Source organism: Limnohabitans simekii (SeqCode), from assembly GCF_965234735.1.
Classification (GTDB): Bacteria; Pseudomonadota; Gammaproteobacteria; order Burkholderiales; family Burkholderiaceae_C; genus Limnohabitans; species Limnohabitans simekii.
On the sequence record NZ_OZ248540.1, the window covers coordinates 505,597 to 520,298 of the forward strand.

The 14,702-nt window shown below is 57.4% G+C and carries 14 protein-coding genes and 3 tRNA genes; 13 read left to right on the forward strand and 4 right to left on the reverse strand.

What is annotated here, in order from left to right; translation table 11 throughout:
• The first annotated feature begins 21 nt into the window (after window positions 1-21).
• Window positions 22-978, forward strand: a complete 957-nt coding sequence (locus tag AC8GFP_RS02590) for an NAD(P)H-dependent flavin oxidoreductase (RefSeq protein WP_506609936.1) — start codon at window positions 22-24, stop codon at window positions 976-978.
• A 102-nt stretch (window positions 979-1,080) separates the two neighbouring features.
• On the opposite strand, the gene ppnP is transcribed toward AC8GFP_RS02590, so the two are convergent.
• The 3 genes from ppnP to AC8GFP_RS02605 all read right to left on the reverse strand — a co-directional run bounded on the left by ppnP (window position 1,081) and on the right by AC8GFP_RS02605 (window position 3,383).
• A complete protein-coding gene (gene ppnP, locus AC8GFP_RS02595) occupies window positions 1,081-1,398 on the reverse strand; it encodes a pyrimidine/purine nucleoside phosphorylase (RefSeq protein WP_506609938.1) in 318 nt (105 codons plus the stop codon).
• 2 nt (window positions 1,399-1,400) lie between these two features.
• Window positions 1,401-2,711, reverse strand: a complete 1,311-nt coding sequence (locus tag AC8GFP_RS02600; protein WP_506609940.1) for an argininosuccinate synthase — start codon at window positions 2,709-2,711, stop codon at window positions 1,401-1,403.
• A gap of 123 nt (window positions 2,712-2,834) precedes the next feature.
• Window positions 2,835-3,383 carry a glycine zipper 2TM domain-containing protein gene (locus AC8GFP_RS02605; RefSeq protein WP_506609941.1) on the reverse strand — a complete coding sequence of 183 codons (549 nt, stop codon included), beginning with the start codon at window positions 3,381-3,383 and terminating at the stop codon, window positions 2,835-2,837.
• Window positions 3,384-3,492: 109 nt separating this feature from the next.
• On the opposite strand from AC8GFP_RS02605, the gene folC reads away from it, so the two are divergent.
• From folC to AC8GFP_RS02665, 12 genes are all read left to right on the forward strand, one after another.
• Window positions 3,493-4,779 (forward strand): bifunctional tetrahydrofolate synthase/dihydrofolate synthase, encoded by a 1,287-nt coding sequence (gene folC, locus AC8GFP_RS02610; protein WP_506609942.1) that lies wholly within the window; start codon window positions 3,493-3,495, stop codon window positions 4,777-4,779.
• Between the two features lie 10 nt (window positions 4,780-4,789).
• Entirely contained in the window at window positions 4,790-5,509 is a 720-nt protein-coding gene (locus tag AC8GFP_RS02615) for an SPOR domain-containing protein (RefSeq protein ID WP_506609945.1), read from the forward strand.
• Window positions 5,510-5,511: 2 nt separating this feature from the next.
• Window positions 5,512-5,994, forward strand: coding sequence for a CvpA family protein (locus tag AC8GFP_RS02620; RefSeq protein WP_506609947.1), 483 nt, complete (start codon window positions 5,512-5,514; stop codon window positions 5,992-5,994).
• Window positions 5,994-7,508 (forward strand): amidophosphoribosyltransferase, encoded by a 1,515-nt coding sequence (gene purF / locus AC8GFP_RS02625; RefSeq protein ID WP_506609949.1) that lies wholly within the window; start codon window positions 5,994-5,996, stop codon window positions 7,506-7,508. Before AC8GFP_RS02620 ends, purF begins: the two co-directional genes overlap by 1 nt.
• A 5-nt stretch (window positions 7,509-7,513) precedes the next feature.
• Window positions 7,514-8,725 (forward strand): O-succinylhomoserine sulfhydrylase, encoded by a 1,212-nt coding sequence (locus AC8GFP_RS02630; RefSeq protein WP_506609951.1) that lies wholly within the window; start codon window positions 7,514-7,516, stop codon window positions 8,723-8,725.
• 10 nt (window positions 8,726-8,735) lie between these two features.
• Complete coding sequence (gltX, locus tag AC8GFP_RS02635; protein WP_506610529.1) at window positions 8,736-10,121, forward strand: glutamate--tRNA ligase; 1,386 nt, start codon at window positions 8,736-8,738, stop codon at window positions 10,119-10,121.
• 34 nt (window positions 10,122-10,155) lie between these two features.
• Window positions 10,156-10,231, forward strand: a tRNA-Ala gene (locus tag AC8GFP_RS02640).
• Window positions 10,232-10,266: 35 nt separating this feature from the next.
• Window positions 10,267-10,342: transfer RNA gene (locus AC8GFP_RS02645), tRNA-Glu, on the forward strand.
• Between the two features lie 49 nt (window positions 10,343-10,391).
• Window positions 10,392-10,468 (forward strand) — tRNA-Asp (locus AC8GFP_RS02650).
• A gap of 75 nt (window positions 10,469-10,543) precedes the next feature.
• Entirely contained in the window at window positions 10,544-11,665 is a 1,122-nt protein-coding gene (locus AC8GFP_RS02655; RefSeq protein WP_506609953.1) for a BMP family ABC transporter substrate-binding protein, read from the forward strand.
• A 94-nt stretch (window positions 11,666-11,759) separates the two neighbouring features.
• Window positions 11,760-12,329, forward strand: a complete 570-nt coding sequence (gene dcd / locus AC8GFP_RS02660; protein WP_506609955.1) for a dCTP deaminase — start codon at window positions 11,760-11,762, stop codon at window positions 12,327-12,329.
• A 93-nt stretch (window positions 12,330-12,422) separates the two neighbouring features.
• The gene (locus tag AC8GFP_RS02665) at window positions 12,423-13,838 is read left to right on the forward strand and encodes a DEAD/DEAH box helicase (protein ID WP_506609957.1); all 1,416 of its coding nucleotides are present in this window, start codon (window positions 12,423-12,425) and stop codon (window positions 13,836-13,838) included.
• Here AC8GFP_RS02665 and AC8GFP_RS02670 read toward each other — a convergent pair.
• Complete coding sequence (locus AC8GFP_RS02670; protein WP_506609959.1) at window positions 13,835-14,671, reverse strand: symmetrical bis(5'-nucleosyl)-tetraphosphatase; 837 nt, start codon at window positions 14,669-14,671, stop codon at window positions 13,835-13,837. The two genes, AC8GFP_RS02665 and AC8GFP_RS02670, sit on opposite strands and share 4 nt — an antisense overlap.
• Between the last annotated feature and the right edge of the window lie 31 nt (window positions 14,672-14,702).

Sequence of the window (14,702 nt, forward strand, 5' to 3'; positions counted from 1 at the left end):
ATCAACGATTGGAGTCGTTCCATGTCCAAACTACCCGCAGCCCTGTCTGCCGTGCCCTTTCCCGTCATCGCTTCGCCGCTGTTCATCATCAGCAACCCCAAGCTGGTGATTGCCCAGTGCATCGCTGGGGTGGTGGGCTCCATGCCTGCGCTCAATGCCCGTCCGGCGTCGCAGTTGGACGAGTGGTTGGCTGAAATCAGCGAAACCTTGGCGGCGTACAACAAGGCGAACCCCGATCGACCTGCTGCACCCTTTGCCATCAACCAAATCGTGCACAAGAGCAACGACCGTTTGGAACACGACATGGCGATGTGCGTGAAATACAAAGTGCCGATCATCATCACGTCGTTGGGTGCGCGTGAAGAAATCAACCAAGCCGCGCACAGCTACGGCGGCGTGGTGTTGCACGACATCATCAACAACAAATTTGCCCACAAAGCGATTGAAAAAGGCGCAGATGGTTTGGTGGCCGTGGCCGCTGGTGCTGGCGGCCATGCGGGTGTGAAAAGCCCGTTTGCGCTGGTGCAAGAAATTCGCCAATGGTTTGACGGCCCGCTCGCGCTGAGTGGCTCGATTGCCAGCGGCAGTGCTATCTTGGCCTCATTGGCCATGGGTGCCGACTTCGCCTACATCGGCTCGGCCTTCATCGCCACCGACGAAGCGCGAGCCGCCGAAGAGTACAAGCAGTGCATCGTCGACAGCAATTCAGACGACATCATCTACAGCAACTTGTTCACCGGTGTGCATGGCAACTACCTGGCCCCATCGGTACGCAATGCGGGCATGGACCCCGACAACCTGCCCGAGAGCGACCCAAGCAAAATGGACTTTGGTGGCGACAAGAGCAAGGCTTGGAAAGACATTTGGGGCTGCGGTCAAGGCATTGGCGCCATCAACAAGGTGCAGTCCACCGCCGACTTGGTGGCGCAGTTCAAACGCGAATTCGCCGAGGCCAAAGCCCGATTGGCGCACTATTGACTGCACGCGCTGTGCGCCTCATGAAGCTGCCCTGACGACTTCTTTGGCAGGCGAAAAAAAGGCCCCTCACGGGGCCTTTTGCTTGGTGGAATAAACCGTCCATCAACCAAAGTGGCAGATGTAGTGATACGCCTCGGCCACTTTGATTTCAAACGACGAGTTGGCTGCGACATGGAATTTGTCGCCAGGGCCTGCATGTTGCCAAGCATCGGAGCCTGCCAATTTGTATTCACAAGCACCGGCCACGCATTCCATGATTTCAGCCGCAGCCGTGTTGAAAGTCAGGTGCGCGGGCAGCACCACGCCCACGGATTTTTTCTCGCCATTGGCCAACATCACCGTGTGGCTGACGCACTTGCCGTCGAAAAACACATTGGCTTTGGCGGCGACACTTGCGCCTTGCAGTTGTTCGGTCACCATGGTCAGGCCTTTTTCTTTGCAGTGGTTTTGCGGGGGGTGGTTTTGGCTGCACGTGCAGCGCGTTCGTTTTTCAAGTTGCCCGCAATGCGCATGCGCAAGGCGTTGAGCTTGATGAATCCACCGGCGTCGGCTTGGTTGTAAGCACCGCCGTCGTCGTCAAAGGTGGCGATGCGGGTGTCAAACAAGCTGTCGGTTTTGCTTTCACGGCCCACGCACATGATGGTGCCTTTGTAGAGCTTCAGACGCACTTTGCCGTTGGCGGTGGCTTGCGACGCATCGATCAGCCCCTGCAACAGTTCGCGCTCGGGGCTGAACCAGTAGCCGTTGTAAACCAAGCGTGCATAACGCGGCATCAGGTCTTCTTTCAGCGCCAACACTTCGCGGTCCAGGGTGATGGACTCGATGGCGCGGTGGCCCGACAACAAAATGGTGCCGCCCGGGGTTTCATAGCAGCCCCGGCTTTTCATGCCCACGTAGCGGTTTTCCACTTTGTCCAAGCGGCCAATGCCGTGCTTGCCGCCCACGGTGTTGAGGTGTGCCAACACTTTGGCCGGGCTCATGCGCACACCGTCGATGGCCACCACATCACCATGCTTGTAGGTGAGCTCGATGATTTGCGGTTTGTTCGGTGCTTTTTCAGGGCTGACCGTCAAGCGCCACATGCTGTCTTCGGGCGCGTAATTAGGGTCTTCCAAAATGCCACCTTCATAGCTGATGTGCAGCAAGTTGGCATCCATGGAATAGGGCGCAGGGCCTTTGCGCTTGGCGCCATCCACAGGAATACCGTGCTGGTCTGCGTAGCGCATGAGTTTTTCGCGTGACAGCAAATCCCATTCACGCCAAGGCGCGATGATCTTCACGTTCGGCATGAGGGCATAAGCGCCCAACTCGAACCGCACTTGGTCGTTGCCCTTGCCGGTGGCACCGTGGCTGATCGCGTCGGCCTTGGTTTTGCGGGCAATGTCCACCAAACGCTTGGCAATCAGCGGGCGGGCAATCGAGGTACCTAACAAGTATTCGCCTTCGTACAGTGCATTGGCGCGGAACATGGGGAAGACAAAATCACGCACAAATTCTTCGCGCAAATCTTCGATGAAGATGTTTTGCGGCTTGATGCCCATCTTGATGGCTTTGGCACGGGCCGGTTCGATTTCCTCGCCTTGGCCAATGTCCGCGGTGAAGGTGACCACCTCGCAGTGGTACTCGTCTTGCAACCACTTGAGGATGATGGAGGTGTCCAAGCCGCCTGAATAGGCCAAGACAACGCGTTGAGGGGCTTGGGGTTGGCCAGTGCTTGGCTGGGTTTTGCGCATGAGTCACACCAGTGAAAAACAAAGGCGGGATTCTAGGGCACGGCCACTGGGCTTGGCGAACCGACGGCTGCCACAAAAAAGCCGCTGGCTTGCAGCGGCTTCGTGTGGGACCTCGAGCAGGACTTACATGGTGGGCGCAGAACCCGGTGGCGGAACCATGTTTTGGGCTGGCATGGGCACCACCGGCGGCGGTGCTGGCGGCAGGTTGCTGACCACGGGGGTGATTTGCAAACGCACCGTGGGGCCGGGGTCTTGCGGCATTTGCACGCTGTACTGCTTGCCCGCGTATTCATACAACACATGGTAAGAAACCGTGCGGTTTTCGTAGAAATTTTGGGTGGTGCAGCTTTGCACTTGGCGTGTTTCTGGGGCGGGCGCGCCTTCAATTTTGTCGCCCAAGATGGCGCCACCAAACATGCCGATGGCGGTGCCCAAAGCGCTGTCACGCCCCAAGGCATGGCCAATGGTGCCGCCTGCAATCGCGCCCATCGCAGCACCTGCGCCGGATTTGTTTTTCTGAACCGTGACTTGCTGTTGAGTGCACACCTGGCGCGGCACAGCCACTTGTTGAATGATGGGGGTGCTGGAAATGACCCGGCCAACTTCTTGGGCCAACACAGGGCTTGCAGGAATCAAAGCAGCTAAAGCCAGAGAGAGAGGGGTAAAACGCATGGGTTGCTCCTGAGTAGGTGTAAGCGTGACACAAGGTTAACGCCATCTGGGCCAGCCTGGTTGACCCAGGACAAGAAACCGCCAAACATGAATGGGCGACAATTCTTGGATGAATTTACACGACTGGCTCCGCCATTGCGAGCAATTGCATCCCCAAACCATTGACATGGGTTTGGAACGTGTCACCCAAGTTGCCCAAGCCTTGAAGTTGTCCATGCCATGCCCGGTCATCACCGTGGCAGGCACCAATGGCAAAGGTTCTACCTGCGCCATGCTGGAGTCGGTGCTGCGCCATGCGGGCTACAAAACTGGTTTGTACACCTCGCCGCACTTGGTGCATTTTGAAGAGCGTTGCCGCTTGCAAGGCCAGCCCGCCAAAGCAGATCAGTTGACGCCTTATTTCGAAAAAGTAGAAGCCGCCCGTGGACAAGTGTCTCTGAGTTATTTTGAATTCACCAGCTTGGCCTTGTTTGCTTTTTTGGCCGACGCGAATCTGGATGTGGTGATTTTGGAAGTGGGTTTGGGCGGACGCTTGGATGCGGTGAACATCTTGGACACGGATTGCGCGGTCATCACCAGCATCGACCTGGACCACATCGAATTGTTGGGAGGCACCCGCGAAGCGATTGGCTTTGAAAAGGCAGGCATCATGCGCAGCGGCCGACCGGTGGTGGTGTGCGACCCCTCACCACCCGAATCTGTCTTGGCCCATGCCCGCAGCTTGCAGACCGATGTCTGGTGTGTCGGCACAGATTTTCAATTCTCGGGCGACGCCCAGCAATGGACCTGGAAGGGCAGGGGGCGCACCTACAGCGGCTTGGCCTACCCCGCTTTGCGCGGCGCCAACCAGTTGCTGAATGCTGCGGGCGTGTTGGCGGTGCTCGAGGCCATGCGGCCCCAACTGCCGGTCACGGCGCAAGCCATTCGCTTGGGTTTGTCCTTGGTGGAATGGCCGGGGCGTTTCCAAATTTTGCCGGGGCAGCCGTCCATCGTGCTAGATGTCGCGCACAACCCGCATGCCACAGCAGCCTTGGCCCACAACCTGGATGCCATGGGTTTCTACCCCGGCACCCATGCCGTGGTGGGGGCCATGCTCGACAAAGATTTGCCAGGACTTTTCAAACGCTTGCTGCCCTTGGTGGAGCATTGGTATTTCTGCGATTTGCCCACACCGCGTGCGGCCACTGCTGCGCATTTGCACCAGGTTTGGCAGGCTTCATCGCCGCCCGCAAAGGCCACAGCAGTCGAGGTGGACAGCCCCTCAGCGGCACTGGCCTTGGCCCTGGGTCGCGCAGACCCCGCTGATAGAATTCTTGTTTTTGGTTCGTTCTTCACCGTTGGCGGGGTTCTTCAGCAGGGAATTCCTGGCCGCTTGACTGCCGATCTGCCTACCTGAAGTCACAAACATGGCGTTTTTCAAGTCCCGTTCCCCATCCACGGCTTCCGCCGAAGAACGCAACGCCGACAAAGGCGAAGCCCAAAGCATGGATGTGTTGCGACAACGCGCCCGCCACCGATTGATTGGTGCCACGGTGTTGGTACTGATAGCCGTGATCGGTTTTCCAATGGTGTTTGACACCAAACCGCGCGAACTGGCTTCTGACATCCGCATTGACATGCCTGAACGTGATGCGGTGCGCCCCAGCCAAGCCCCCACAGCCCCGCCTGTGGTGGAAGCCCAAGCGCCGGTGCCCGATGACGTGAAAGCACCTGCTTCGCAAGCCCCCGAACCCGAGCCCAAAGACATGGCCAAGCAGCCCGAGCTGCCTGTGCCCGACGTGAAGAAGCCTGAGGCCAAGCCCGCTGAGAACAAAGTCGCGGAGACCAAAGCTGCACCCAAAGAAGAAGTGCTCAACACCACCAAACCCGACACTGATGCTGGCAAAACCGATGACGCACCGCGCTTCATCGTGCAAGTGGGGGCCTTCTCTGACGAGGACAAGGTCAGGGAAGTGCGGGCCAAGTTGGAAAAAGCCGGTCTCAAAACCTATGTGCATGTGGCTCAAACCAAAGACGGTAAGCGCACCCGTGTGCGCATCGGACCGTTCGCCAGCAAAGAAGACGCTCAAAAAACAGTGACCAAGGTCAAGGCTTTGAACCTCACTGCAGCCGTGTTGACGCTCTGAACATGGGTGCACTGGATGGGGTTTTATTGGCCGTGTTGCTGATGTCTTGTTTGTTGGGTTTGTGGCGCGGCGTCATCCGCGAAACCATGGCCTTGGCGGCTTGGTTGCTGGGTTTTTTGTTGTCCTCCAAATATGCCGCAGACATGGCGGCGCAGCTGCCGCCCGACTGGGGTGACAACCTGCGCTACTTGGCGGGTTGGTTGTTGGTATTCGTGGCCGTGTGGCTGGGCATGAGCCTCTTGAGTGCTTTGGTGAGCCGCTTGGTGGCGGTGGTGGGCTTAGGGCTGTTAGACCGCTTCATGGGTGGTGTGTTTGGTGTGATGCGCGGGGGCATTGCCTTGATGGCGGTGTCGGTGGTGGTGGGCTTGACGCCTGTCAAAACATCCCCCGCTTGGATGAATTCTTGGGTGGCGCAGTCGGCCGATGAAGGTGTGAAGTTTTTCAAACCCATCTTGCCGGTGCAATTGGAAAGGTTGGTGTCCTGATGTGTGGCATTGTGGGCGTGGTCAGCCAGACCAATGTGAACCAGTTGATTTACGACGCGCTGTTGTTGTTGCAACACCGCGGCCAAGACGCCGCTGGCATCGTCACCCAACTGGACCGCAAATTTTTCATGCACAAAGCCAAGGGCATGGTGCGCGATGTTTTTCGCACACGCAACATGCGGGCCTTGCCCGGGAATGTCGGTTTGGGACAGGTGCGTTACCCCACAGCGGGCAACGCCTACAGCGAAGAAGAAGCACAGCCTTTTTACGTGAATGCACCCTTTGGCTTGGTGTTGGTGCACAACGGCAACCTGACCAATGCACAGTCATTGAAGGCCGATTTGTTTTCCACCGACCATCGCCACATCAACACCGAAAGCGACTCCGAGGTGTTGCTGAATGTGCTGGCCCACGAGTTGGAGAAAACCACGCGCGGCTTGGTGCTCTCGCAGATTGATGTGTTTGCCGCGGTGGCGGGTGTGCACACCCGTGTCAAGGGTTCTTATGCGGTGGTGGCCATGATTGCAGGCCACGGCATGGTGGCGTTTCGCGACCCCTACGGTATTCGGCCATTGTGTTTGGGCAAAGGGGCTGATGGCACCTGGATGGTGGGCAGCGAGTCGGTGGCCTTGGAAGGCACGGGCCACACTTTTGTGCGCGACATCGCGCCCGGTGAAGCGGTGTTCATCGACATGAAGGGCCAACTGCATGCCCAGCAATGTGCGAAGAACCCGCAGCTCATGCCGTGCATTTTTGAATACGTGTATTTGGCGCGGCCTGACTCGACGATGGACGGCATTTCGGTGTACCAAGCGCGATTGAATTTGGGTGAAACCTTGGCCAAGCGGGTGGTGTCCACCGTGCCGCCTTCCGACATTGATGTGGTGATTCCCATCCCCGAGTCCAGCCGCCCCAGTGCCACCGAGTTGGCGCATCTGCTGGGCAAGCCCTACCGCGAAGGCTTTGTGAAAAACCGCTATGTGGGGCGCACCTTCATCATGCCGGGGCAATCGGTGCGCAAAAAATCCGTGCGTCAAAAACTCAACGTCATCGTCAGTGAATTCAAAGGCCGCAACGTGCTGTTGGTGGACGATTCCATTGTGCGCGGCACCACCAGCCGAGAGATCGTGCAAATGGCGCGTGACGCTGGTGCCCGCAAGGTCTACATGGCGAGTGCCGCTCCGCCCGTGCGCTTCCCCAATGTGTATGGCATCGACATGCCCACGCCCGAAGAATTGGTGGCGCACAACCGCACGGTGGAAGAGGTGCGTGAACTCATCGGCTGCGACGCCTTGATTTACCAAGACATCGGGCCGATGCGAGAAGCGGTTCGTCGTGCCGCCTTGCCCGGCTCCCCAGCTTTGCAAGGCTTTGATGCCTCTTGTTTTGATGGCGTTTACGTCACCGGCGATGTCACCGCCGCCGATATTTCCAGACTCAACCAACAACGCGTGGGCAGCGAAGAGGACAGCGAAGACAACTCGCGTCTGGCCTTGCCCAACGCCAATGCCTGAACGCCATGACCGACCCCAAAGTTCCTCATCCATTGCACCTTGAAACCTTGGCGGTTCGCTTGGCTGTGGAGAAAAGCCAATATGGCGAAAACTCCGAAGCCTTGTTCCTCACCAGCGGCTATGTGCAGCCCTCTGCCCAAGCCTCGGCCGATCGATTTGCCGGTGACGAAGACGGCTACACCTATGGCCGCGCAGGCAACCCCACAGTCAGCAGTTTCGAGATGCGTTTGGCAGCCTTGGAGGGCACCGAAGCCTGCATCGCCACATCGAGTGGCATGTCCGCCATCACACTCATGTTGTTCAGCTTGCTCAAAGCGGGGGACCACGTGGTGTATTCGCAGTCGATGTTTGGTTCGACCATCAAATTGATTGGCTCCGAGTTTGCCCGCTTTGGCGTCACCTCCACCATGGTGCCGCAAACCGATTTGGCCGCCTGGCAAGCGGCGATTCAACCCAACACCAAGTTGTTGTTCGCTGAAACGCCCACCAACCCACTCACCGATGTGTGTGACATTGCCGGGTTGGCAGACATGGCGCACAACGCAGGCGCTTTGCTGGCGCTGGACAATTGTTTTGCCACGCCTGTGTTGCAGCGCCCCATCGACATGGGTGCCGACATCATCATGCATTCGGGCACCAAGTATTTGGACGGCCAAGGGCGTGTCATGGCCGGTGCTTTGTGTGCCAGTGAAGCCATGGTGCTTGAAAATTTTTTGCCGGTGATGAAAAACAGCGGCATGGTGTTGGCACCGTTCAATGCATGGGTGGTCTTGAAGGGTTTGGAAACCTTGGACATCCGCATGCGGGCCCAAAGCGCCCGTGCCCACGAATTGGCGCAGTGGTTGGAACAACACCCCAGCATCGCCAAAGTGCATTACCCTGGTTTGAAAAGCCACCCGCAACACGCCTTGTCGATGAAGCAAATGTCCAACATGGGTGGCGCGGTGTTGTCCTTTGACGTGAAAGCGCAAGACCCCGAGCAAGCCCGTTCACGGGCCTTTCATGTGCTTGACAACTTGCAGGTGTTGTCCTTGTGCACCAACCTGGGCGATACCAAAACCTTGCTCACCCATCCGGCCAGCACCTCGCACGGCAAGCTCAGTGAAGCGCAACGCCAAGCCGCGGGCATTGGCCAAGGCTTGATTCGCGTGGCTGTCGGTCTGGAGCACCTTGACGATATGAAAACCGATTTGTTGCGCGGCCTTGAAACCTTCTAAACACCTGCACATGCACACCCGCACCCGATTTGCACCATCCCCCACCGGCTTCATTCACCTGGGCAACATTCGCTCGGCGCTCTACCCTTGGGCATTTGCACGAGCCACTGGTGGTGACTTCATTTTGCGCATTGAAGACACCGATGTCGAACGTTCTTCGCAAGAAGCCGTGGATGTGATTTTGGAAGGCATGGCTTGGCTGGGTTTGAACCATGATGAAGGCCCGTTCTACCAAATGCAGCGCATGGACCGCTACAAGGAAGTGCTGGCGCAGTTGCAAGCAGCGGGCCATGTTTATCCTTGCTACATGAGTGTGGCCGAGTTGGATGCCTTGCGTGAACGCCAAATGGCTGCCAAAGAAAAACCCCGCTACGACGGCACCTGGCGGCCCGAGGAAGGCAAAACCTTGCCTGCCATTCCTGCCGGTGTGCAACCCGTGTTGCGCTTCAAAACACCTCTGTCTGGCATGGTGAGTTGGGACGACAAGGTGAAAGGGCGCATCGAGATTCGCAACACCGAGTTGGATGATTTGGTGATTGCCCGCCCCGACGGCACACCCACCTACAACTTTTGCGTGGTGGTCGATGACATCGACATGGCCATCACCCATGTGATTCGCGGCGATGACCATGTGAACAACACTCCTCGGCAAATCCATATCTTCAACGCCTTGGGCTACACGCCACCGGTGTACGCGCATTTGCCCACCGTGCTGAACGAGCAGGGTGACAAACTCAGCAAGCGCACCGGTGCCAAGCCGGTGACGCAATTCCGCGATGAGGGCTTTTTGCCTGAAGCCATGGTGAACTATTTGGCCCGACTGGGTTGGAGCCATGGTGACGATGAAATTTTCAGCAGCGCCCAGTTTGTGCAATGGTTCAACCTGGACCACTTGGGCAAAAGCGCGGCGCAATTTGACGAAGCCAAACTGCGATGGGTGAACGCCCAACATTTGAAAGCCATGTCAGATGATGCCCTGGCCCCTTTGGTTCAGGCGCAGTTGCAACACCTGGGCATCACTTCAGATGCGCGTTTGCCAGCCATTTGCGGTTTGTTCAAAGACCGTTGCGACACCACCGTGGCACTGGCGCATTGGGCCAAGGCTTTTTACGCCGATGTGCACCCCAGCGCCGAAGACGTGGCCAAGCACGTGACCGATGCAGTTCGTCCGGCCTTGCAACTGTTGTCTGACAAGTTGGCCGCGCTGTCTGAATGGTCCACACCGGCCATCAGCGAGGCCATCAAAGCCGTGTTGACCGAGCAAGGCCTCAAGATGCCGCAATTGGCCATGCCAGTGCGGGTTTTGGTGATGGGCACACCCCAAACCCCCTCGCTGGATGCCGTGCTGGCGCTGTGCGGCCAGGACAAAGTTTTGGCTCGAATCAATGGTGCTTGAAAATCTGGTTATACTGTCGGGCTCGACACCCAATGGGGGTATAGCTCAGCTGGGAGAGCGCTTGCATGGCATGCAAGAGGTCAGCGGTTCGATCCCGCTTACCTCCACCAAAACAAGATGTCGAGATGGAAAGTCCACAGGTTTTGACCCTATCGTCTAGAGGCCTAGGACATCACCCTTTCACGGTGAGTACCGGGGTTCGAATCCCCGTAGGGTCGCCAAGTTTGTAGCACTTGGTTTTGGCGCAAGCCGAAACGAAGCTATCTACCAGGAGTGGTAGTTCAGTTGGTTAGAATACCGGCCTGTCACGCCGGGGGTCGCGGGTTCGAGTCCCGTCCACTCCGCCAAACCTAAAAACGCGCCTTCGGGTGCGTTTTTTTTCATCACTGTTGCCGCCCTTTGGGGCCATGTCGAGGAACACCATGTACAAAAACCTCATCGCAGCGCTGTTCGCGTTTGCTTTGTTTTCATCCACCGCCATCGGTCAGACGCAACCATCTGCCAACATCAAATCGCCCCCTCAAGCGTCAAGCCAAAAGCCCTTGAAGGTTGGCTTTGTGTATGTCACACCAAGATTGCCCAGCGGCTGGGTGCACCAACATGAATTGGGACGCCTCAGCTTGGAAGAGCAACTCAATCAGCAAGGCTTCAAAGTGCAAACCCAGTTTGTGGAAAACGTGACCGAAGGCCCGGACGCCGAACGCGTGATTCGCGACATGGCCAAGCAAGGCGTGGGTCTGATCTTCACGCCCAGCTTTGGCTACATGGAACCCACCCTGAAAGTGGCGGCCGAGTTCCCCAGCGTGAAATTCGAATCCATCACGGGCTACAAAACAGCGCCCAATGTGGCAGCCGCCAACGCCCGTTATTACGAAGGCCGATTCTTGGCAGGCATTGCCGCCGGGCGGCTCAGCAAGACCGGTGTGGCCGGTTATGTGGCGAGTTTTCCCATTCCTGAAGTGGTGCAGGGCATCAACGCCTTTGCCCTGGGCATGCGTTACGTCAACCCGAAAGCGCAAGTGAAATTGGTTTGGCTCGACACCTGGTTCGACCCCGCGCGTGAACGCGAAGCCGCCATGAGTTTGATGAACCAACAAGCCGATGTGCTGGCGTTTCACACGGCATCTGACGCGGTGATGGTGGCCGCGCAAGAGCGCGGAAAAATGGCGATTGCTTACCACTCGGACATGCGCCATGTGGCCCCGCAAGCGCAACTCTTGGCCATCACCCATCATTGGGGCCGCTACTACAGCGACCGCGCCAAAGCAGTGATTGAAGGGACCTGGCAAACCGGATCGGTTTGGGGCGGGGTGCACGAAGGCATGATCAAAGTGGGCGACTTTGGCCCCAAGGTGCCGAAAAAAGTGCAAACCGAAATCCTGCGTTTGCAACGCGCTGTGGGCAAAGGCAGTTTGTTGCCGTTCACCGGCCCCATCTTAGACAACCAAGACCAGGTGATTTTGGCCAAGGGACAGACCCTGTCTGACGAGCAAATCATGGGAATGAAATTCTTGGTGCAAGGTGTGCAAGGCAGCTTGCCTTGAGTCCCCAAGCTGCAAGGTCATCGCCAGATTCAAGCGCAGTTGGGCTTGCAACGCCATTGCCTACAATCTGGGCATTCCAAAAAAGGGCAGTGGCATGAGCATCAAAAGCGACAAATGGATTCGCCGCATGGCAGAACAGCACGGCATGATCGAGCCTTTCGAGCCGGGGCAAATTCGCCAAGACGCCGCAGGCCAAAAAATCGTCAGCTACGGCACCAGCAGCTATGGTTACGACATCCGCTGCGCCCCCGAGTTCAAGGTGTTCACCAACATCTACAGCACCGTGGTGGACCCGAAAAATTTCGACCCCAAAAGTTTTGTCGACATCGAAGCCGATGTGTGCATCATCCCGCCCAACAGTTTTGCGCTGGCCCGCACCCTCGAGTACTTCCGCATCCCGCGCAATGTGCTCACCATCTGTTTGGGCAAAAGCACCTATGCGCGTTGCGGAATCATCGTCAATGTCACGCCCTTCGAGCCCGAATGGGAAGGCTATGTGACCCTGGAGTTCTCCAACACCACACCCTTGCCCGCCAAAATTTACGCGGGTGAGGGCTGCGCCCAGGTCTTGTTCTTTGAAAGCGACGAGGTTTGCGAGACCAGCTACAAAGACCGTGGTGGCAAGTACCAGGGCCAAGTGGGCGTCACCCTGCCCAAGGCTTGATGATGGGTTTTGACGCCGCTTGAACGCCCCGAAAACCCCTTCTTTTCCGGGACTCAGGGCCGTCAGCCTAGAGTGCGACAATCAGCGCCACATATGAATTCATTCTCGCAATTGCAGTTGGCCCCCAGTTTGGCGAAAGCCGTCGCCGAAATGGGTTACGAATCTATGACGCCCATCCAGGCCCAAGCCATTCCGGTAGTGTTGTCGGGCCAAGACGTGATGGGTGCAGCGCAAACCGGCACCGGCAAAACCGCCGCGTTTTCCCTGCCACTGCTGCAACGCATGCTCAAGCATGAAAACACCTCCACCTCGCCAGCGCGTCATCCGGTGCGGGCCTTGGTGTTGCTGCCCACACGCGAGTTGGCCGATCAAGTGGCCCAGCAGGTCAAGATGTACGCCAAATACACCCAACTGCGCTCGGCCGTGGTGTTTGGTGGCATGGACATGAAGCCGCAAACCTTGGAGCTCAAGCGCGGGGTTGAAGTGTTGGTGGCCACCCCCGGTCGTTTGCTGGATCACATCGAAGCCAAAAATGCGGTGTTGAACCAAGTGGAATATGTCGTCCTTGATGAAGCCGACCGCATGCTCGACATTGGCTTTTTGCCCGACTTGCAACGCATCCTGAGCTATCTGCCCAAGCAACGCACCACCTTGTTGTTCTCGGCCACCTTCTCACCTGAAATCAAGCGCTTGGCCTCCAGCTATTTGCAAAATCCGGTCACCATCGAAGTGGCCCGACCCAACCAAACCGCGTCTACCGTCACCCAGTTGTTCTACAACGTGGCCGAAGACGACAAGCGCAACGCTTTGAAACAAATCGTGAAAGAGCGCGGCATCAGCCAAGCCTTTGTGTTTGTCAACAGCAAGCTGGGTTGCGCACGTTTGGCCCGGGCCTTGGACCGTGATGGCTTGCGCACCGCCGCCTTGCATGGCGACAAAAGCCAAGACGAGCGTTTGAAAGCCTTGGAGGCCTTTAAAAAAGGCGAGGTGGACTTGCTGATTTGCACCGATGTGGCCGCGCGTGGCTTGGACATCAAAGATGTGCCCGCCGTTTTCAACATCGACATCCCTTACAACGCCGAAGACTACATCCACCGCATCGGCCGCACTGGCCGCGCGGGTGCCGAAGGTTTGGCAGTCAGTTTTGCAGCGCCCTCAGATGCACGCTTGGTCAGTGACATTGAAAAACTCACCAAGCAAAAAATTGAGTTGTTGGCGCTGGAATTCGCCGATGACCGGCCACGTGATCGCATGAACACGGGTCGCCGCCATTGGGACGAAGAAAAGCGCAACGACAAACGCGAAGAATCACCGCGTGAGTCGCGCAGCCGATTCACGCCCACCCCCAAAGCGGTGGACCCGTTTTTTGACAAACCCTACGAAGAAACGGCTGCTGATGCGGTGCCCAGCACCACGGTGGCTGCGCCCAGCACCGCACGGGGTATTTCGCCCAACATCAAACCCAAGCGCAAAGTGGCAGCGCTCTTCAAGACCACTGAAACCCTCTAACTCGCCATTGTTTCATCAGGATCACATTCAACCTGCAAGCGTTGGTGCTGCCCCAGCCCTGAATCATCCAAGATCAAGGCGCTCAAGCAGCCTCCCCACACACAACCCGTGTCCAGTTCAATCACATCTTGCCGGTTCATGGCTTTGAGGGCCGACCAATGACCAAAGACCACCGTGTTTTGAATGGTTTGGCGAGCCGGTGCATCAAACCAAGGCACATAGCCAGCAGGCGCTTCATCCAAGCCTCGGTGGTGCATGAACTCCATCTCGCCAGCCGGTGTGCAAAATCGCAAACGGGTGAGCGCGTTGACGATGACGCGCAAGCGATCAATGCCGTGCAACTGGTCATCCCAGCTCGCAGGCAGATTGCCATACATCTGTGGAATAAAGGCTTCCCAATCGTCGCTTTGCAAAACAGCTTCCACTTCAGCAGCCAGCTTCATGGTGTGCGCTGCACTCCATGTTGGCAAAACCCCTGCATGGACCATCAGCACCTTGCCGCGTTGCAGCGCCAAAGATTGATGCCGCAGCCAATGTATCAATGGCGCTCGGTCGGGCGCTTGGAGGATGTCGTTGACCGTGTCGCCCGACTTCAATCGGTGCACCCCCAAATGGAGGGCCAACAAATGCAAATCATGGTTGCCCAACAGGCATTGGGCACTGTGCCCCAAGGCCATGAGACGCCGCAACACGCCCAGGTTGTCGGGTCCGCGGTTGACCAAATCGCCCAACAAAAACAAAGTGTCTCGGCTGGGCGAGAACTGCAGTTTCTCCAGCAGTTTCCCCAAAGCTGCGTTGCAGCCTTGCACATCGCCAATCAAGTAAAGTGCCATGGCAAGATTGTCTTACATCGTTTGCAAAGGT